This window comes from Stenotrophomonas sp. HMSC10F06 (assembly GCF_001807865.1).
GTDB lineage: Bacteria > Pseudomonadota > Gammaproteobacteria > Xanthomonadales > Xanthomonadaceae > Stenotrophomonas > Stenotrophomonas bentonitica_A.
The window spans coordinates 89,007-108,916 of sequence record NZ_KV791297.1 but is presented as its reverse complement, the minus strand read 5'-3'; the positions used below and the strand labels follow the sequence as shown (position 1 = coordinate 108,916).

Below are 19,910 nucleotides of genomic sequence, written 5' to 3'. Positions count from 1 at the left end.
TGCTACCGGCTCTGCGGGGAGCCGGCCAGCGGCCGGCACTACCGGATCGTCAGAGCAGTGTCTTCAACCGGTACAGCGCTTCCAGTGCCTGCTTCGGGGTCAGCTCGTCCGGATCGATCGCGGCCAGCGCGTCCTGGGCAGCGGTGTTGGGCGCGTTGAACAGCCCGAACTGCTGCGGTGCATCCAGCGCCTGCGCGGCCACCACGGCGGACTGCGTCTCGTGGCTGCGCTGCTCCAGCTCGGCCAAACGACGTCGCGCCTGGGCGACGGTCGATTTCGGCAGGCCAGCCAGTGCGGCCACCTGCAGGCCGAAGCTGCGGTTGGCCGGGCCATCCTTCACGGCGTGCATGAACACCAGCGCGTCGCCGTGCTCCACCGCATCCAGGTGCACGTTGGCGATGCCGCTGGCGCCGCCTTGGTGCTGTTCGTCGGCCAGGGCGGTCAGTTCGAAATAGTGCGTGGCGAACAGCGTGTAGCAGCGGTTCTGGTAAGCCAGATGGCGTGCGACCGCATCAGCCAGCGCCAGGCCGTCGTACGTGGACGTGCCGCGGCCGATCTCGTCCATCAGCACCAGCGACTGTGCGCTGGCGTGGTGCAGGATGTAGCTGGTCTCGGCCATCTCGACCATGAAGGTCGATTGCCCACGGGCCAGATCGTCGCCGGCGCCGATACGGGTCAGGATGCGGTCGATCGGGCCGATCACCGCGCGGCTGGCCGGCACGAAGCTGCCGATGTGGGCCAGCAGCACGATCAGTGCGTTCTGGCGCATGTAGGTGGATTTACCGCCCATGTTCGGGCCGGTGATCACCAGCATGCGGCGGTCCGGATGCAGGTCCAGGTCGTTCGGTTCGAACGGCTGCTCCCGCACCGCCTCGACCACCGGGTGACGCCCGCGCTCGATCTTCAGGCAGGGCGCGGTCTCCAGTTCCGGGCGCGCCCAGTCCAGCGCCTGCGCACGCTCGGCGAAACCGGCCAGCACGTCCAGTTCGCTCAATGCCGCAGCGCACTGCTTGAGCGGCTCCAGCCCGCTGGCGAGGATGTCCAGCAACTGCTCGTACAGGAACTTCTCGCGGCTCAGCGAGCGCTCGCGCGCGGACAGCACCTTGTCCTCGAAGGACTTCAGTTCTTCGGTGATGTAGCGCTCGGCATTGGTCAGCGTCTGGCGGCGCGTGTAATGCACCGGTGCCTTCTCCGACTGGCCCTTGCTGATTTCGATGTAGTAGCCGTGCACGCGGTTGTAGCCGACCTTGAGCGTGGCGATGCCGCTGCTGATGCGCTCGCGCTGTTCCAGATCAATCAGGAACTGGTCCGCATGCGTGGAGAGGCGGCGCAGCTCATCGAGCTCGGCGTCGTACCCTTCGGCGATGACGCCGCCGTCGCTGAGCTTCAGCGGCGGGGTCGGGGCGATCGCGCTGGCCAGCAGGTGCGCGCATTCGTCATGCGAGCCCAGCGCATCGTGCAGGGCGATCAGGCGCGGCGAATCCAGCGGGGCGAGCACCGCGCGCACGTCCGGCAGCAGGCCCAGGCCATCACGCAACGTGGAGAAATCGCGCGGGCGCGCCGAGCGCAGGGCCACACGGGTAAGAATACGTTCCAGATCGCCAAGGGCGCGGAAGGCATCGCGCACGTCGCTGTCGGCGCCGCGGTCGATCAGCGTGGCGACCGCATCGTGGCGATGCACCAGCACCTCGCGCAGGCACAACGGGCGGTGCAGCCAGCGCCGCAGCAGGCGACCGCCCATCGGCGTCACCGTGGTGTCAAGGACACCGAGCAGGGTGTTGCGGGTATCGCCATCCACGCGCGTATCCAGCTCCAGATGGCGGCGCGTGGCCGCGTTCATGGCGATGGCTTCGCTCGCGGTTTCGGTGGCGATCGCAGTCAGGTGCGGCAGGCGCTGTTTCTGGGTTTCTTCGACATAGCCGAGCAGGGCACCGGCGGCGGCGGTGGCGCGCGGCTTGTCGTCGATGCCGAACCCGGTCAGGTCGTGCAGCTTGAAGAAATTCAGCAGCTGGCGGCGGCCGCTGTCGGCATCGAACAACCAGGGCGCACGGCGCCGGATGCCGCTGCGGTACTGCAGGAAGGCCGGCCAGTTTTCTTCATCGGGCACCAGCAGCTCGGCCGGTTCCAAACGCGCGAGCTCGGCTTCCAGCGCATCGTCCGAATCGACTTCGTTGACCAGGAAGCGGCCGCCGGCCAGATCGGCCCAGGCCAGGCCGTAGCCGTGCTTGCCGCGCGACAGCGCCATCAGCAGCGTATCGCGGCGCTCGTCCAGCAGCGCTTCGTCGGTGACGGTGCCGGGGGTGACGATGCGCACCACCTTGCGTTCCACCAGGCCCTTGGCCAGCGCCGGGTCGCCGATCTGCTCGCAGATCGCCACTGACTCGCCCAGGGCGACCAGACGCGCCAGATAGCCTTCGTAGGCGTGGACCGGGACGCCGGCCATCGGGATCGGCGCGCCGCCGGAGCTGCCGCGCTGGGTCAGGGTGATGTCCAGCAGCCGCGCCGCCTTGCGGGCGTCGTCGTAGAACAGCTCATAGAAGTCGCCCATCCGGAAGAAGAGCAGCAGGTCCGGGTAATCGGACTTGGCGGCGAAGAACTGCTTCATCAGCGGGGTGTGTTCGGGCTGCTTCTCTGTCACGCGGGGTCCATCACAGTCGGGGGCAGCCCGGAAGGCCGCCTGGTCGGCCATTGTAGGGGAGGGGGCAGGCAGGGCGAAGCGCGCCCGGCGCAAGCGGCCTGGGCAGCGGCATCAACGCCCGTGCGTAACGCGCAGCCGGTCAGTCCGTGCGCAGCTGCAAGGCGGGATGGGCGGCGAATACCTCCATGATGATGTCGAAATAGGTCTGGCCGACGCCGCGTTCCAGCGCGTCCAGCTGGGTGGCGATTCCCGCGGCATTGAACATGCCGGGGCGCGCCTGTTTTTCCTGCAGCCAGGCACGGGTGGCCGCCACTCCGAGCGCGGCGCGGCTGTGTGCGATGTGCGTCCAGTGCACGGTGGCGGATGCGTGCCCGGCCAGTGCGCCATAACCGCCGTAGAGCAGGTCATCCAGCGCATCCAGGCTGGGGCCAAGTTCCCAGTCCTCGTTGGCCATGAACACGCGGTTGATCTCGGCGTAGAAGCCGGCGATGTCGTCGATGGCGCTTCCGTCCAGCACCAGGGTGGGTCCGGTCATGCCCGGGTCCGTGCGTGCAGGGGCCGCGTGCACCGGGCGATGGTTGTCGAGGGCAGGGCGGTGTCATGCATCGGCAGCAGTCCTCATGATGCGTTGGGTGGGTGATCGTCCGGGACGCGACATCGTCGGTCACCCTGGCGGGTTCCAGTGATCGATTGTGTGCGCAACAGGGTGAGGCACGGCGCTTTGCCATCCAATGAATGCCCGGGTATCCACTTCGGCGTCCCGTTCGATGCGTCAGACGACCTGCACACGGCGGCAAGCTCCGTCGGATGGATGGCTGCGGCCTGAACGCCCCCACGTGCCTTGACGCAGTCTCGACGCGAATTCACCCGGGCTTGCCGCAGGCAGGCAGACACTCGGCCCATGTTCCATAAACAGGGATCGACCATGAAGACGAGCATCCGCGTGTTGTGCCTGGGCAGTTTGCTGGCGGTGTCGGCAGTGGCTGGCGCGCAGACCTACGGCCCCAAGGACGAAGGACGCCGCTTCAACGACGGCAGCAAGGTCGTCTGCCACAACGTCGAGGTCCAGCGTAATTCCAAGGATCCCAATCGCATCACCGGCACGGCGACAGGTGCGGTGGTCGGTGGCCTGCTTGGCAACCAGGTGGGCGGCGGCAACGGCAAGAAGCTGGCCACCGTTGCCGGTGCCGTGGCAGGCGGCGCGGCCGGGCGCCAGATCCAGGGCAACCAGCAGTCCAAGAACGGTGACCGCGTGGTCGAGCGTCGCTGTGAGCGTCAGTACCGTTGATCGATCGTAGTCGCTGCAGCCTTGGCTGTCGCGCCCGTGGTGATGAAATCAGATGGCGGCCTCCGGGCCGCCATTTTCATGGGCCGTGATGCGGCGCAGCGCTGAATGCCTTGGTTCGCACGCAGCCGCGCTGGCCGTTCAAGGGCGTGATCACCGCAGCGGCGGACTGCCTGCCAATGTGCGCGCGCCGGTGATGATCATCCGCAGCATCTGGGTCAGCTGCTCGATCAGTTCCGGATCTTTCTCCGGCGGCAGGTCAACCGCCGTCGCACCCATCGCAAACACCAGCCGGGTGATCGCCTTGGAGGCCAGCGCCGGTTCGTGCAGGCGCGCGCCGTCGGCGGCGGCCAGGCGGATCAGATCCACCCGCAACTCGTCTTCGAAGTAGTTCAGTTCGCGGTCGACCGCGTGCTTGAACGCATCCGAACCCGCGGTGCCCTCGCGCAGCAGCACGTGCAGCAGCCGATCATCGGCGCGCAGCTGTTCCATGAAGGTCTCCACCGAGAGGCGGATAACGCTGCGGTCGGAGGAGGCTGCCCGCTGGCGGGCCTCGCCGATGATCGTGCGCAGCGAGCGCCCGGCCAGGTCGATCAGGGCCACGGTCAACTCGTCCATGTCGCGGAACTGGCGGTAGAACGAGTTCGGGGCGATCCCGGCTTCACGCGCGACCTCGCGCAGGCTCAGCGTGGAGACGCTGCGGTGCGGCCCGATCAGGGCCAACGCGGCGGCCAGCAGATCCTCGCGCGAGATCGAGGCTTTGCGCGCGGGATGGGCGTCGTCGGAGGCGGGCAGGGGCAGGGGCAGGTCTGGGGTGGTCATCAGGGGCAGCGCGGTCAAGTCCCTGAATCATAGCCCGTCCCGGCAATATACAGCTGTATACACAGTCGTATGCTCGGCCGTATAGTGCACAGCATGAGCACCGTCCCGCGCATTGCCGCCCGCCGTCACGCCGCCAGCCCCCGCCGCTGGGTCTCCGAGGAGCTGTTCGACTTCTGGGGCACCCGCCTGCATCCGCTGTGGACCTTGCGCCGCCCGTTGGCCCGGCTGGTGTCGCGCACGACCGAGAGCGCGGATGCGGTGACCCTGGTGCTCACGCCCAACCGCCATTTCCGCGGCCTGCTGCCGGGCCAGCACGTGACCCTCGGCGTGGAGGTCGACGGGCGCCGCCTGTCGCGCAGCTACAGTCCGACCGTGTTGGCCGATGGGCGGCTGGCCATTACCGTCAAGGCGATTGCCGGCGGCGCGGTCAGCCAGCATCTGGCCGGTGCCGCGGCGATCGGTGAGGTGTTCGAACTCGGCCAGGCGTTCGGTGAGATGACCTTGCCGACGCCCTCCAGCGAACGCCTGCTGCTGTTGGCCGCTGGCAGCGGCATCACCCCGATGCGCGCGCTGCTGCGCCAGCTTGATGGCGCCGGGATGCCCGGCCAGGTGGACCTGGTGTACTGGGCACGCCGCCGCGAGGAACTGTGTTTTGCCGATGAGCTGGCCGCCCTCGCGGCACGCCATCCGTCGTTCACGCTGCACATCGCGTTGACCCGCGATCCGGCGGCGCCTGCCTCGCGGGTCGATGCGTTCGCGTTCGACACCCTGGGCGATCTGAGCAGCGCCCGTGCGCTGGTATGCGGCCCGGGTGGCTTCGTCGATGCAGCGCAGACGCGCCTGCTGGGCCAGGTCGCCTCGCTGCAGTCCGAAGCGTTTACCCCGCCGGTCCTGCCCGAGGCCGAGAGCGGCACGGTGCAGGTCGAACTGCGCCGCAGCGGGCGCACGCTCTCCTTGCCGCGCGGCACCTCGCTGCTGCAGGCGCTGGAAGCCGAAGGGCTGCGCCCGGCCAGTGGCTGCCGGATGGGCATCTGCAATACCTGCGTCTGCGGCAAGGTGTCCGGCGTTACCCGCCACACCCTCACCGGTGAACACGCGGCCGAACCGGCGACGCAAGTGAAGCTGTGCGTGAACAGCGCCAGCACCGACCTGATCCTGGAGCTGTGACCATGTCTTCCGTGCATAACCGCGCGCTGTCCCCGGCCGAACTGCAGGCCTTCGGCGATGAACTCGATGCCCTGCGCGCGCGCCATCTGGCCACGCTGGGTGCGCGCGATGCGCGCTATATCCGCCGCGTCGTGGCGGCGGTGCGCTGGACCGGCGTGGCGGGCCGCGCGCTGCTGTTCCTGGGGGCGTTCGTACACAGCGTGCTGATTCCGGCGTGGATCGCCGGCGTGGTGATGCTGGCGCTGTCCAAGATCCTGGAAAACATGGAGCTGGCGCACAACGTCATCCATGGCCAGTACGACTGGATGGGCGATCCGCAGCTGCAGGGCAGCACCTATGAGTGGGACATCGTCGGCACCGCCGACAACTGGCGCAAGACCCACAACTTCCGCCACCACACCTATACCAACGTGCGCGGGCTGGACGACGATATCGGCTACGGCCTGCTGCGGATCTTCCCCGAGCAGCGCTGGCGCCCGTTCTACCTGATGCAGCCGGTGGTGGCGGTGGTGTTCGCGCTGCTGTTCGAATGGGGCATCGCGATACAGGACCTGCGCCTGGGTCGCGTGTTCGCCGGAAAGATGACGCTGCGTCAGCTGGGCGCGCAGTTCCGTCCAGTCGGCCGCAAGATGGGCAAGCAGATGTTCAAGGACTACCTGCTGTTCCCGGCGCTGGCCGGGCCGTTCTTCCTGCCGGTGCTGCTGGGCAATGTGGCCGCCAACCTGATCCGCAACGTGTGGACCTACGTGATCATCTTCTGCGGCCACTTCACCGCCGACGCGGAGACCTTCCCGAAGGAATGCGTGCGCGATGAAAGTCGCGGCCACTGGTACCTGCGCCAGCTGCGCGGCTCGTCCAACCTGACCGGCGGCAAGCTGATGAATGTCATGTCGGGCAACCTCAGCCACCAGATCGAGCATCACTTCTACCCGGACATCCCGGCGAACCGCTATGCCGCGATCGCCGTGGAAGTGAAGGACATCTGCGCGCGCTACGGCCAGCACTACAACACCGGTTCGCTGCCGCGGCAGTTCGGCCAGGTGATGTGGCGGATCGTGCGCCATGCCTTCCCGAGCAAGCCCGGCCGCGCACGGGCACTGCCGGCGGTGGGTGAGGCCAGCCGACAGCCCGGCTGAGCCGGGCTAGAGCGGCAGTTCCAGCTGAAGGCGCAGCAGCGGGGATGCCCTGCGCTGGCGCCGCAGCTGCTCGGTACCGTCTTCGCTGACCCGCTCCTGCCCCGTGTGCAGCGCCCCGTGCAGCGCGTTGTTGAGGCTCAGCCGCAGCTTGCTGCCTGCGCGCAGCGACCACAGCGAGTACAGGTCCAACTCGCGCCCATACGCACTGATCTCGAACTGGCCGGGGCTGACCTGCACCGTGCCGCCGGTGCGGTAGGTGTAACTGCCGCCGACCGTCCAGCCGGTGCGGATCTCGTAGTCCGCGCCCAGGGTGCCGCTGAAGCGCACCTGCTCATCAAGACGGTTGTCCGGACCGGGCACATCATCCACGCGCGAATCGTTGGCGGTCGCATTGAAACGCACCGCCACGGCCGGCGCGCCTGCGATCAGCTGCGGCAGACGGAATGCCGTATCCATCTCCAGCCCCCAGGTCATCGCGGTGCCGCCGTTGACCGGCGTGGCCACCCAGCGACCATCCTGCAGATGTGTTTCGGTGCGGATCACCTCACTGATCCGGCGCGCATGACCGCCGATGCTGAGCTGCGCGCCCTCCTTGCCGTAGGTTTCGTAGGACAGGTCCACGCCGGTCGCCAGTTCGGGCCGCAGCGCCGGGTTGCCGCGTTCGTCGGGGTTGAGCGGGCGGTTGTTGGTCGAGGTGTACGGGCGCGGGATCAGCGAGGCCAGCGTAGGCGAGCGATAGGTGCGGGTCAGCGCGACGCGCAGCTGGTCGCCCCGGGTGCCGGGCATTTTCCAGAGTGACTGCAACACCGGTGAGAGCACCTGGTCACGGCGCTGGATGCCGCTGAAGCTGCTGCCGTCACTGCGGGTATCGATCTGTTCCCAGCGTGCGCCGGCATAGAGGGACCAGCGCTCGCTCAGTGAGATGTCATCCTGCACGTACAGCGCCAGGCGACGGATGCGCGCGTCGAAAGCCAGATCGCTGATCGCCACCACGTCGCCCTCGTGGACAGGCAACAGCTGCTGCACGCGTGCTTCATCGCGGCGATCCTCGCTGCCCTCCCAGCCGAGCTGCAGTGCATGCCGCCCGCGGGCGGGCAGCGTGTACTTGCCACTGCTGTTCAGATCGCCCACGGTCAACCGCGCGTCGGTGTGGTCCTCCAGGTTCTGTTGCCCATCCGCGGCCTGGCCCTGTTCCCGATAGGTGTAGCGCTCGCGGTTGCCGCCCAGGCGCAGTTTGGTGGTGAACGTGCCGCCCCGTTCGAATGCCCGCGTCCACGTCATGCTGCCATTGGCCTGCGCCACGTCGATGCGCGTGCGTTGTTGATAGCGGGTGGTCTGCAGTGGGGCGCCGAGCGTGGTGGCCCAGTCGATGTCGGTGATGCGGTTGAACCGGCTCGCATCGGCGAAGCCCTGCAGCGCGAAGATATCGCCGTTCTCCAGCGTCGCTTCAAGGCTGGGCGCCAGTGAAAACACATCGCGGTTTCCGCTGGCGCGCAGGGAGGTGTCACGCAGGGTGGTCGGTATTCCCTGCCGATTCCATGCACGCTCGGTACCGGTTTCCTCGACCAGGAACTCGCGGCGCGATGCGGTCGCCGTGATCGCGCTGCTGCGGTGGTCGGCGCGCCGGTTGCGCTGCCAGCTGACCGAGGGCGTGTTCCGCCCATTGCTGTTGCCCCAGGCCACCGACAGCTGCCCGTTGTCCTTTCGCGCGCCTGCGGCCAGCACGATGTTGATCGAGCCGGCGATCGCTTCGGCGCGCTGGTCGGCGGTGGGTGCGCGGATGATCTCCACGCGCTCGACCATCTCCGGCGTGAGCGAGTCCAGGTCGAACCCGGCGGGTGCTTTCTGGCCGTTGAGCAGGATCTGGGTATAGCCCGCACCCAACCCCCGCAATGACAGCGTGCCGCTGCGGCCGGGCGCACCCGTGCCGACGGTAATGCCGGGCAGGCGTTTGAGCGCGTCCACCAGACCGATGTCGCCGTACTGGCGCAGCGCTTCAGCGTCGACCACGATCCGGGTGGCGGTGTCCTCGCGGCGTGCGTCGTACACGGTGCCCTGCACCTGCACGGTCTCCAGTTCGGTGGGTGGCGGCGCCTGCGGTGCGGGCAGTGACTGTGCAGCGCTGGAGAACGCGGCACACAGCGGGGTCAGGGCAAGTACGGTGCGGAACGTCGGTGACATGGGGCGGTCCGTGCAGGAGGGCAGGGGGCATTTCGCGGGGCAACACGCGCCCCTCCTGTGGCCAGGAAAACGAAATGCAGCGGAGGGGCGGATGTGTGGGGGGGCGGTCAGCCGGTCATGGCAGATGCGCCTGCGGGTCGACGCGCTCGCCGTTGCGGAGCATTTCCAGGTGCAGGTGCGGACCGGTCACGCGTCCGGTGCTGCCGACGCGGGCGATCTGCTCGCCGGCCTGCACCTGCTGCCCGACCACGACATCGGTGCCCTGCAGGTGCGCATACAGCGTCTGCCAGCCTTGGCCGTGATCGATCACCACCACCGTGCCGTACTGGGGACCGTCCGGGTAGGCAGTCGTGGCCGCGACGACGCGCCCGTCGGCGGGGGCCAGCACGGGCGTGCCGGAGCGTGCACCGAAATCGGTGCCGCGGTGCGGCCGCTGCCGGATGCTGCCGGTGTCGCCGAAGTGACCGGTGACCCGCGGTGTCTCCAGCGGCGCCTGGAAACGCATCTCGCTGGAACGCTGGCGCACCGGTGGCAATGGCAGGGGCAGTACGGCATGCGTCATCGAGGCCGCAGGCGGCGCATTGCCGGCGGCAGGATCCGGCAGCGGCCGCGCCGTACTCGCCTGCATCACCATCAGCAGACTCCCGACCAGCAGCGCGCTGCCCAGCAGCATCACGCGCCGTGATCGTGCCAGCGGCCGCGCGGCATCGCCATGCAGCATGTGGCGGATGCGGATTTCATGGCCGGCCAGATCGCGGTGGGTCAGTGCCTGGGCAGGCGTGTGGGCGGCGGCGGACAGGCGCAGCGTGCGCACATAGGCGGTGGCGAACTCGCGCCCGCCCTGGGCATCGTCTGCGAGTGCCCGCGCATCGCAGCGCAGTTCTGCCGCCAGCTGCACGCGTGCGGTGAGGCGGGGCAGGAACGGGTTGAACCACAGCATGGCGTTGATCATCGCCATCAGACCCGCGCGCTGCGGATCGCGGCGCACCAGGTGCGCTGCTTCATGGCCGAGGATCAGGCTCAACGCACGGTCCTCCAGGTGTGCCAGGGCCGACCGGGGCAGCACGATCATCGGTCGTGGCCAGCGCACTGCGAACGGGCTCATTGGCATTGCGCTGACGCGACAGACAACGCCGGCCGACATCAGCCGCTGCGCGCAGGCACGGCTGCGCGGTCCCGGCCAGTCTGCGGGCGTGATCGGGGTCGTGGCGCGGCACAGCCGGGCCGTGGCCCGCATGCCGTAGGCCACGCGCAGCAAGGCGACGCCCAGGCCGGCGAAATACAGCGCCGCCAGCAGCATGGCGGTGGAAGGACGTATCCAGGGAGAGGTCGCCGCAACGCCGCCGGCGGTGCCGGCGTCTCCCAGGTCCAACGCGACCGGCAGCGGCATCGTCAGCACGGGCGGCAGCGCGACAAGCGGTGCGGGCACCCACAGCGCCACCAGCGTCGACAGCAGCACGGGCATCACCGCCAGCAACCACAGCCCCAGCCAGTAGCCATAGGCCGCGTGGGACAGGCCCAGGTGGCGGTGGAGGCGTTGGCCGGCAACCCAGGCCAGCCCGCCAGCGGCGAGGGCGCCCGCGGCCTGCACCGCCCAGAATCCCAGCGTCAGGCTCATGCCTGGTCGTCCTTGGCAGGTGCACGCAGCAGCGCGTCGAGCTGCTGCAGCTCCTGTTCGCTGAGCAGGCGGCTGTCGGCGAACGCCTGGGCCGGCAACGCGCCATCGATTTCCAGCACCCGGCGCGCGAAGTCTGTGCTGAGGGCGGCCAGCGTGGCGACCTTGCCGACCCGGGCGCGGTACATGTTCAACCCGTGCTCGACGGTTTCTTCGACCAGTCCCTTGTCGATCATCCGTTGCAGCGTCTTGCGCGTGGAGGAATAGGACCAGTCGAGCGCGGCCACGGCGCCGTTGTGCACTTCGCGCGCGCTGCAGGCGCCCTGGCGCCACAGTGCCTTGAGCAGTTCGAGCTCGGCGTTGGAGGGGGTAGGCAGCGCGGACATGGGAATCCCGGTTTGGCGGAGTGTCGCAAGTGTGCGACATCTGTCGCACGGAATGCAACCGCAAGGACATTGATGCGGATCAATGCCGTCACAGGTGGGGTGCGTACCATCGCGGTGTGCAGCGCGGTGCCAGGAGGGGGCCGCGAGCGGTAGGGAAGCCGTGCTGCCGGGCGCCGGGTCATCCGGTGCATCCCGTAGGTCCATCGAATAAGGAGTGGAGATATGGCTGCCGAGGAAAAGAACGTGCGCCGCGCGACGGTGATCGACAAGGAACCCGATGCAACGGGTGGTTACTGGTCCAACCGGCCGGAGAACACGCTGCCGCCGCCGGACATGATGGGCGCCTACATGCGCAACCGCCCGGTGGCACCGGAGGGCGTGGCGACACGCAAGGCGTGGATCATCGGCACCGGCATCGCCGGCCTGGCCGCCGCGTTCTACCTCATCCGAGATGGCGGCATGCCCGCAGGCAACATCACCCTGATCGACAGCCTGGACATCGAAGGCGGCTCGCTCGATGGCGCCGGCGACCCCGAGCAGGGTTATCTCGTTCGCGGCGGGCGCGAAATGAACTGGAACTACGACAACTTCTGGGATCTGTTCCAGGATGTGCCGGCGCTGGAGCTGCCCGCCGGCTACAGCGTACTCGACGAGTACCGGGCGGTGAACGACAACGACCCGAACTACTCCAAGGCCCGGCTGATGCACCAGCAGGGGAAGATCCAGGATTTCTCCACGTTCGGGCTGAGCAAGCCGCAGCAGTGGGAACTGGTCAAGCTCATGCTCAAGCGCAAGGAAGATCTCGACGATGTGACCATCGAGGACTACTTCAGCGACGGCTTCCTGCAGAGCAATTTCTGGTTCTTCTGGCGCTCGATGTTCGCCTTCGAGAACTGGCAGAGTCTGCTGGAGATGAAGCTCTACATGCACCGGTTCCTGGATGCCATCGACGGATTGAACGACATGTCCGCGCTGGTGTTCCCGAAGTACAACCAGTACGAAAGCTTCGTCAAACCGCTGGTGAAGATGCTGCGCGAGCAGGGTGTGCAGGTCACCTTCGGCACCCGGGTATACGACCTGGAGATGCGCGTGGAGGGGGAGACGCGTACCGTCACCGGCCTGCGCTGCCGCGTGGAGGGCAACGACACCCTGTTGCCGGTTGCGCAGGGCGATCTGGTGTTCGCGCTGACCGGCTCGATGACCGAGGGCACCGCCTACGGCGACATGGAGACGGTGCCGGTGCTGAAGCGCCCCCGCGAAACACCCGGGCAGGACAGTGACTGGGCACTGTGGCACAACCTCGCCGCGCAGTCGCCGATCTTCGGCAAGCCGGCGAAATTCCATGGCGATATCGACCGCTCGATGTGGGAGTCGGCCACGCTGACCTGCCGGCCCTCGCCGCTGGTGGACAAGATCAAGGCGCTCTCGGTCAACGACCCACACTCGGGCAGGACCGTGACCGGCGGTGTGATCACCTTCACCGACTCCAACTGGGTGCTGAGCTTCACCGTGAACCGGCAGCCGCACTTCGTCGATCAGCCCAGGGACGTGCTGGTGGTGTGGGTGTATGCGCTGCTGATGGACCAGAACGGCAACCACGTGGCCAAGCCGATGCCGGCCTGTACCGGCCGCGAGATCCTGGCCGAGCTGTGCTACCACCTGGGCATCGTCGACCAGCTTGACGAGATCGCTGCCAACACCAAGGTGCGCACCGCGCTGATGCCGTACATCACCGCGCAGTTCATGCCGCGCGCTGCCGGTGATCGCCCACACGTCGTGCCCAGGGGCTGCACCAACCTGGGCCTGCTCGGCCAGTTCGTGGAGACCCGCAACGATGTGGTGTTCACCATGGAAAGCTCGGTGCGTACCGCGCGCGTGGCGGTGTATACGCTGCTGGACCTGCCCAAGCAGGTGCCGGACCTGAGCCCGACCCAGTACGACATCCGCAACCTGGTCAAAGCCGCGCGTGCGCTCAACAACAACGAGCCCTTCCCCGGTGAGCGGCTGCTCCGGCGCGTGCTGGACAAGACCTACTTCGCGCACATCCTGCCGCCGCTGCCGGACACAGAACGCAGCCGTAGTGGTTTCGTCGAAGAGGAAGTGTCCTGGCTGGTCGGCAAGGGCAGCAGCGCGCTGAAGGATCTCTCCACGCGGCTGGAAACGCTGCGGGAGGCTCTGTCCAAGCGCGGGAAGTAGGCCGGTTCCGGTGCCGCGGTGACCGGGGATCACCGCGGCCCCCTCTCCATGCGGAGGGGGATCGGCGATACTGCAGGCTGATCGCCTGCTGTGATGCACGGACCCGCCCCACATGCCTTTTGATGCGACACCGCCTGCGGCCGAACGCCAGGATGTCACCCGCCTGCTGCGCCGCTGGAGCGAGCAGCAGGACATCGCCGCCCGCGATCAGCTGCTTGCACTGCTGTATACGCAGCTGCGTGGCATGGCCGTGGCGCGCCTGGGCACGCCCCAGGATGGCGTGCTGCAGCCGACGGTGCTGGTGCACGAAGCACTGATGCGGATGATTGATGGCGAGGTCGGCTACCGCGACCGTGTCCACTTTCTTTCCCTGGCGGCCCTGAAGATGCGCAGCGTCCTGGTCGACCACGCGCGCGCGATGGCGGCCTCCAAACGCGGCGGTGGCGTGGTCAACCTGACCCTGTCCCATGTCGATCGGGAAGCCAGCACGGACCATGACGCCTTGGAGGTGTTGGCGCTCAATCGCGCGCTGGAAGCACTCGCCCGACTGGATGAACGTGCCGCCCGTACGGTGGAATGGATGTATTTCGGCGGGATGGGCCGCGAAGAGATCGCCCTGGCGCTGGATGTCTCGGTACCCACGGTCGATCGCGACCTGCGGTTCGCCAAGGCGTGGTTGAACCGCCACCTGGCCGGACCGGCCACGCGCGCATGAGTGAGGCCGGTCGCTGGCAGAGCGTGCGCGGGCTGTTCGACGCGGTCTGTGACCTGCCCGAGGCGCGTTGGCATCCGGCCCTGCATGAGCTCTGTGACGACCCGGCCACGATCGACGAAACCCTGCAACTGCTGCGTGCGCAGACGGCAGACCTGGGCGGTATCGAGCAGGCGCTGGCGGCGGTGATGGCCGCGATGGACGATCCGGCCGCACTGGTCGGGCAGCGGCTGGGGCCGTGGCGGTTGAGCCGCCTGCTCGCCGTTGGCGGGATGGGCGTGGTATTCGTGGCCGAGCGCGCCGATGCGCTGTACCGGCGCGAAGTGGCGATCAAGCTGATGCGCCGCACCTACGATCCGCTGTTGGCCACCCGGCTGGCCAGTGAAAGCCAGATCCTGGCCGATCTGCAGCATCCGCATATCGCCCGGCTCTACGACGTTGGCGTGGCCGAGGGCGGGCAGCCTTTTCTGGTGATGGAATACGTACCGGGCGAGCCGCTGGACCGGGCCTGCGGCACGCTGGACCTGGCCGCCCGCCTGCGGCTGTTCGTGCAGATCTGCCGCGCGGTGCAGGCCGCGCATTCGCAGTCGGTGGTGCATTGCGACCTCAAGCCCGGCAATGTGCTGGTGCGGGCCGACGGCCAGCCGGTGTTGCTGGATTTCGGCATTGCGCATCTGCTGGGTGACGCCGAAGATACCGCGCCATTCCTTACTCCGGCCTATGCCAGCCCCGAGTGGCTGGCGGGGCGCCCGGCCAGCGTGGTGGGCGATGTCTACAGTCTTGGCGTGATGCTGGAGCAGCTGCTGCAGCCCACGCCGCCACCGGTGCGCAGGGTGCCTGCCGACCTGCTGGCGGTGGCCACCAAGGCCCGTGCCACGGATCCGGCCGAACGTTATGCCTCCGCCGAAGCGCTGGCCGAGGATGTTGAACGGCATCTGGCCCATCGGCCGGTGCGTGCGCGGCGGCCAGGCCGCTGGCATCGCGCGCGCCTGCTGCTGCGGCGGCAATGGCGCGCCAGTGTGATCGTCGCGCTGGTGGCAGTGATGGTGCTGGCCTTCGTGCTGCGGCTGAGCGAGGCGCGCCACCAGGCCGAACAGAATGCGGCCGCCGCGGCAGGCATCGCCGATGTGCTGGTGGCCGCGTTCGACGCAGCCGATCCCGGCCTGCGCAACGGCTCGCCGATGACCGCGCGCGAGGTTCTCGATCTGGGTGCACGCCGGCTCGCGCATGACCGTACCGTGTCGCCGGCGCTGCGCGCACGCATGCAGGCCGCGCTGGGGCGCGCCTACCAGAATCTTGGTCAACCCCTCGATGCGCAGACCCTGCTGCGCGACAGTGTCGATGGCCTGGTGCGCACCGGCGCCGCGCCGCACGAGATCGCCGACGCGCGCGCCAGCCTGGCTGTGCAGCTGCTCAGCGCGGGGCAGGAAAAGGAGGCGCTGGCCAGTGCCGGGCACGCACTGGCGCTGCTGGAGCAGGACGATGATCCGGTGGTACGACTGAAGGCCTTGAACGCCCGCGGCCTGGCCCAGGCGCGGCTGGAGCAGCCGACTGCCGCAGAGCAGTCCTTCCGCGCCGCACTGGCGTTGAGCCGGGGCGGCAACCGTGCACCGCTGCAGCGCGGCGCCCTGGCCACGATGGCCAACCTGGGCGATCTGTACCGCAGCCAGGGCGAGCTGGACAAGGCCGAAGCGATTCTGCGCCAGGCCATGGCCGAGGCATCCCGCGAACAGGGTGTGCAGGGGGCGGAGTACCAGCGGGTCCTCCGCGCGCTGTCCTCGACCCTGCTCAACCAGGGTCGTATCGATGAAGCGCTGGCACTGGCCGAGCGCGGCTTCGCGCTGACCCGGCAGATGTTCGGCGCAGGCAGCAGCTACACCGCCTCGGCCGAAGCCGCGCTGGCGGGCCAGTACCTGGACCTGGGCCGTTACCAGGCGGCTGATCAGCACTTCCGCAACAGCCTGCAGACCAGCGCCGCCGTGGATGGCGTGGACAGCCGCGCCTACGCGGTCAAGCAGTACGCGCATGGGCTGATGGAGGAAGCGCGCGGCGACTATGCGCGGGCCGAGCAGAACTACCGCGCCGCGCTTGCGCGCTATCGGGCGCTGCTCGGGCCCGGGCACGCCGACACACTCGACGTGGAGATGGTGCTGGCCCGGTTGCTGTTGCGCACCGATCGCACGGCCGAGGCGCAGGCACCGCTGCAGCAGGTGGCCGCCCTGTGGCGACGCGAGCTGCCGCCCGAGTCGCCCCAGCTGCTGGTACTGCGCCTGGTCGAGATCGAATGGCTGATCCGTGCCGGGCAACTGGCCGAGGCCGCCCGTGCCCTTGCCGCATTCGGCCAGGACCATCCCAGCCTGCCACCATGGCTGCAACTGCGCCTGCAGATGCAGCAGGCGCTGCTGGCCCAGCGCCGTGGCGATTCTGCGGCGGTACCGCTGTCGGCGCAACTCGTCGAGACGTTCACCGGCTTCTACGGCGCCGATTCCACGGCCACCGCCAAATGGCGCATCCCGCTGGCCGAGGCCATGTACGCCAACGGCGATGCCGCCGGGGCCCGCGCCCAGATCGCCCGGGCCCGGCCGCACCTGCAGGAACTGGCGCCGACGTCGGAGTTCCTCGGCCGCATCACCGTGCTGGAACAACGCCTCGACGGCGGCCATGCGCAGGATCTGGCCGGGACGCGATAGGTTTGTGATGGTTTTCACGGTTTATCGATCAGGAGGCCGATTCCGGGCCTCGTTGATCGAAGGGAAGCCATGTCAGACCATCTCCATCCCGATGCCAGCCGCACTGCCGCGCCTCCGCCGGCAGCCCCGGCCGACGCCATGGACCTCCATGACGCCGAGCTGGACATCACGCAGGCACGCGGCCCGTTCCGTGCGTTCCGCAAGGCCTACGGCAAAGCGCGCGACTGGCATTGTTCGCGGGGGCGCGCCGCGGTGGTCGCGCTTCGCTTCGCCCTGACCGGCGACAGCGGCCGCTTCCGCAGCCACGGTGGCTGGATGGTCTCGCGCATCTACAAGCCGCGCTGACGCGGACGGGCTGACCGGCAGGCAACGCCCGGTCAGTCGCTCTCGCCCATCCTGCCTTCGGCCAGCGGCACCCGCGAGCCATCGAGCAGGCCGCGGCTCAGCGCGCCGTTCTCGATGAACAGCAGTTCGCCGTTCTCACCGTTCTTGATGCTGCTGTCGATGGCGATGATGCGGTCGCCGTGGAAGCTGCTGAGATGCGGCATCGAGGTGTGGCCGACCACGATGCGGGTGAGATCGAGCTGTTTGAGCAGGGCCTCGACCTGGGCGGTGTCCATGCGGCCATCGAAGTAGCCGCGGTACCAGATCGGGCTGGTCTTGCCATCGAACAGGCGAGCGGTGTCCGGTGCAGCCTTGACCTGCTCCTTCGGCAGACCGACCGCCGCCTGGTAGCCGGCATTGGTGGCCTCCATGTTGCGCACCAGGTCCAGGTTCTCCGGGGCGATGCCGCCGTGCAGGAACAGGGTATCGCCGATGCGCAGCAGCACCGGGCGGGTACGCAGCCACTGGCCGATGGTCGAATCCGGCCCATACAGCGCGGGATAGGAACGGCCCAGCAGCTGCGCGCTCTTGAGGTACTTCGGATTGACATAGCGCAGGTCGTTGTAGAGCACCATCGTCTCGTGGTTGCCGAGCACGAAGTGCACCGCACCGCCGGCCGCTGCGGCCTGCTGCTGCAAGCTGTACAGCAGCCAGAACGCCTCGGTTACCTGCGGGCCGCGATCGAAGACATCCCCGGCCACCACCAGCGTGGCATCACCCAGCGACCAGCGGTCGTCGTTGTCGATCACGTGATGGGCCCGCAGCAGTTTCACCAGCAGGCCGTACTGGCCATGGATGTCCGACAGCGCGACGATCCGCGGCGTGGCCGGGAAGCGCGCGACCTCCGCCGTGCGCGGTGGCAGCACGCTCAGCGGGTGCGGATAGCCGCATTCGGGCGCGACCATCGTGGCCTGTTCGCCCGCCGGCAGCTCGCGGCGGATCACATGGTCCTTGCACACCCAGGCTGCCTCCAGCCCCGTGGCGGTACGGAACACATAGGGACCATCGGCATCGACGTGCTCGGCTGGCGCCGCCACCTCGCGTGCGGTGGCCAGCATCGGTGTGATCAGCAGCGCCGACTGGAGCAGCAGCAGAGCAGGGCGGGTCAGGGCGCGGCGGATCGACATCGGGAGGTTCCTGTAGCGGACGGCAGTATCGCGATGCTACGCCGCACCGGGCACGCCAGGCATGCGCCATTGGTCAGCCACCCTTGCCGCAACAGGCGGATGAGGGGGCGGCATCCGCGCCGGGGGATCACCCGCGCTGCAGGGCCTGCCGGCCCGGGGCGTCGGGGAGTGCGTCGGTAGCCACTACCACCTGGTCACGGCCCCGCTTCTTGGCCTGGTACATCGCTGCATCGGCGCGTGCCATCAGCCGCTCGTAATCGGGGTGGCCATCGTGTGCGGCCACGCCGATGCTGGTGGTCAACGACAAGCTGTGGCCGTTGGCCAGCTGCACCGGGCTCTGCGCGATGTGCTTGCGCAGGTTCTCGGCGATCACCGCGGCCTGCGCGGCAGTCGCGGCGACCAGCACCACCACGAACTCCTCCCCGCCATAACGGAACAGGTAGTCGCTGCCGCGGGTGAGCTGGCCGAGCAGGGCGGCCACGTGCTGCAGGGCGCGGTCGCCCCCATCGTGTCCGTGCGCGTCGTTGATCGCCTTGAAGTGATCCAGATCCAGCAGCAACACCGAGAACGGTGTCTGCGTGGAATTGGCCAGTTCGATCTCCCGGCGCAGCACGGTTGGCAGGAAGCGGCGGTTGAGCAGGTTGGTCAGGGCATCGCTGCCGGCATCGAGTTCGCCGATCCGTTCGAACAACATCCCCATCAGCGTGCGGATCTGCGCCAGCCGCTCGCGGATGCCCTGCAACGCGCCGAAGCGCGCTGCGAAATCGGCATGCGCCAGCGCTTCGCGCAGCTGGGTATCGACCGCGGCCACCAGCGCGCCGACCTGGCCGGTTTCGCTGCTTTCGCCGAAGCTGGGAATGCCCTTGTGGGTAAACCACAGGCCGAACTCGGACTGGGCCAGCCCGGTGAGCTCGGCCTCGGCATTCTGGCTGGCCATCGCATAGAGCAGGGCGTTTTCCCAATCCAGCAGCAGGGCACGCTGCCGTTCGCGCTCGGTGCTGACGTTCTGCACCAGCGAGAACAGGCGGTAAGCCGCATCCGTCCGCGAGGAACGCTCGCGTGCATGCGTATACGCCAGCGTCATGCCTTCCAGCGCGATGTCCATCGAGGCGCTGAGGCAGTGGATCGCCTCGAAGGCGGTCGCGCTTTCGTCGGCCTGCGCGATGATGCGGTCGAACAGGCGATGCTTGAGTACACGCGCACCGCGGGCCACCAGATCCACCGGAATGCCCACGCGGGCATGCACGTCACCGATCACGCGCTGGGCGGCGACCAGCGCGTTGATGCTGTCCGGGGTAGCGGTGAGAATCTGCTGCAGCCAGCGCTGCATCGCCGGTTTCAGGCGCAGCCGCACCTGGTCGTGCGAGAGGAAGCGGCTGGCGCGCGGGTCTTCAAGCAGCACGTCGTAGAAATGGTGGGCCAGCCCGGGCGGGCTCTCCGCCGACAAGCCAGCCAGCAGCGTCGCCGCCGCCGCCGGCGTCCGCGCCAGCGTATCGGCCCAGGCCAGCGCCAGCGGTTGGCTGGCCTCATCAAGATTTGGAACGTTATGCACGATTGTCTTCCCGCCACAC

15 protein-coding genes are annotated in these 19,910 nt (G+C 68.3%); 7 read left to right on the top strand and 8 right to left on the bottom strand.

Annotation, left to right across the window (positions count from 1 at the left end):
* Positions 1–49 precede the first annotated feature (49 nt).
* Together mutS and HMPREF3113_RS13610 are read right to left on the bottom strand one after the other, a co-directional pair.
* Positions 50–2,605: a DNA mismatch repair protein MutS gene (mutS, locus tag HMPREF3113_RS13615; RefSeq protein WP_070473528.1), complete on the bottom strand. Its 2,556-nt coding sequence runs from the start codon at positions 2,603–2,605 to the stop codon at positions 50–52.
* 172 nt (positions 2,606–2,777) lie between these two features.
* On the bottom strand, positions 2,778–3,173 hold the full coding sequence (locus HMPREF3113_RS13610; RefSeq protein ID WP_019184477.1) for a barstar family protein: 396 nt from the start codon (positions 3,171–3,173) through the stop codon (positions 2,778–2,780).
* A 390-nt stretch (positions 3,174–3,563) separates the two neighbouring features.
* Between HMPREF3113_RS13610 and HMPREF3113_RS13605 the strand changes: the two genes are divergently transcribed.
* Positions 3,564–3,926, top strand: coding sequence for a glycine zipper 2TM domain-containing protein (locus HMPREF3113_RS13605; RefSeq protein WP_019184476.1), 363 nt, complete (start codon positions 3,564–3,566; stop codon positions 3,924–3,926).
* Between the two features lie 150 nt (positions 3,927–4,076).
* On the opposite strand, the gene fabR is transcribed toward HMPREF3113_RS13605, so the two are convergent.
* Positions 4,077–4,745, bottom strand: a complete 669-nt coding sequence (gene fabR, locus HMPREF3113_RS13600; protein WP_070473526.1) for an HTH-type transcriptional repressor FabR — start codon at positions 4,743–4,745, stop codon at positions 4,077–4,079.
* A gap of 93 nt (positions 4,746–4,838) precedes the next feature.
* Here fabR and HMPREF3113_RS13595 point away from each other — a divergent pair, with 93 nt between their 5' ends.
* On the top strand, positions 4,839–5,912 hold the full coding sequence (locus HMPREF3113_RS13595; RefSeq protein WP_070473363.1) for a ferredoxin reductase: 1,074 nt from the start codon (positions 4,839–4,841) through the stop codon (positions 5,910–5,912).
* A gap of 2 nt (positions 5,913–5,914) precedes the next feature.
* Positions 5,915–7,048 (top strand): fatty acid desaturase family protein, encoded by a 1,134-nt coding sequence (locus HMPREF3113_RS13590; RefSeq protein ID WP_070473362.1) that lies wholly within the window; start codon positions 5,915–5,917, stop codon positions 7,046–7,048.
* Between the two features lie 6 nt (positions 7,049–7,054).
* On the opposite strand, the gene HMPREF3113_RS13585 is transcribed toward HMPREF3113_RS13590, so the two are convergent.
* The 3 genes from HMPREF3113_RS13585 to HMPREF3113_RS13575 form a co-directional block, all read right to left on the bottom strand.
* On the bottom strand, positions 7,055–9,229 hold the full coding sequence (locus HMPREF3113_RS13585; protein WP_083298808.1) for a TonB-dependent receptor plug domain-containing protein: 2,175 nt from the start codon (positions 9,227–9,229) through the stop codon (positions 7,055–7,057).
* A gap of 115 nt (positions 9,230–9,344) precedes the next feature.
* Entirely contained in the window at positions 9,345–10,847 is a 1,503-nt protein-coding gene (locus HMPREF3113_RS13580) for a M23/M56 family metallopeptidase (protein WP_070473361.1), read from the bottom strand.
* A complete protein-coding gene (locus tag HMPREF3113_RS13575; protein ID WP_070473360.1) occupies positions 10,844–11,230 on the bottom strand; it encodes a BlaI/MecI/CopY family transcriptional regulator in 387 nt (128 codons plus the stop codon). Before HMPREF3113_RS13575 ends, HMPREF3113_RS13580 begins: the two co-directional genes overlap by 4 nt.
* Positions 11,231–11,452: 222 nt before the next feature.
* Here HMPREF3113_RS13575 and HMPREF3113_RS13570 point away from each other — a divergent pair, with 222 nt between their 5' ends.
* The 4 genes from HMPREF3113_RS13570 to HMPREF3113_RS13555 all read left to right on the top strand — a co-directional run bounded on the left by HMPREF3113_RS13570 (position 11,453) and on the right by HMPREF3113_RS13555 (position 17,173).
* Entirely contained in the window at positions 11,453–13,426 is a 1,974-nt protein-coding gene (locus HMPREF3113_RS13570) for an oleate hydratase (RefSeq protein ID WP_070473358.1), read from the top strand.
* Positions 13,427–13,538: 112 nt separating this feature from the next.
* Positions 13,539–14,141, top strand: a complete 603-nt coding sequence (locus HMPREF3113_RS13565; protein WP_019184468.1) for an ECF-type sigma factor — start codon at positions 13,539–13,541, stop codon at positions 14,139–14,141.
* On the top strand, positions 14,138–16,828 hold the full coding sequence (locus HMPREF3113_RS13560; protein WP_070473356.1) for a serine/threonine-protein kinase: 2,691 nt from the start codon (positions 14,138–14,140) through the stop codon (positions 16,826–16,828). Before HMPREF3113_RS13565 ends, HMPREF3113_RS13560 begins: the two co-directional genes overlap by 4 nt.
* 69 nt (positions 16,829–16,897) lie before the next feature.
* A complete protein-coding gene (locus tag HMPREF3113_RS13555; protein ID WP_046272084.1) occupies positions 16,898–17,173 on the top strand; it encodes a hypothetical protein in 276 nt (91 codons plus the stop codon).
* A gap of 32 nt (positions 17,174–17,205) precedes the next feature.
* Here the strand turns inward: HMPREF3113_RS13555 and HMPREF3113_RS13550 are convergent, their stop codons facing one another.
* Both HMPREF3113_RS13550 and HMPREF3113_RS13545 read right to left on the bottom strand, forming a co-directional pair.
* Positions 17,206–18,339 carry a metallophosphoesterase gene (locus HMPREF3113_RS13550; protein WP_070473354.1) on the bottom strand — a complete coding sequence of 378 codons (1,134 nt, stop codon included), beginning with the start codon at positions 18,337–18,339 and terminating at the stop codon, positions 17,206–17,208.
* A gap of 127 nt (positions 18,340–18,466) precedes the next feature.
* Positions 18,467–19,891, bottom strand: a complete 1,425-nt coding sequence (locus HMPREF3113_RS13545; RefSeq protein WP_070473353.1) for a diguanylate cyclase — start codon at positions 19,889–19,891, stop codon at positions 18,467–18,469.
* Positions 19,892–19,910 lie beyond the last annotated feature (19 nt).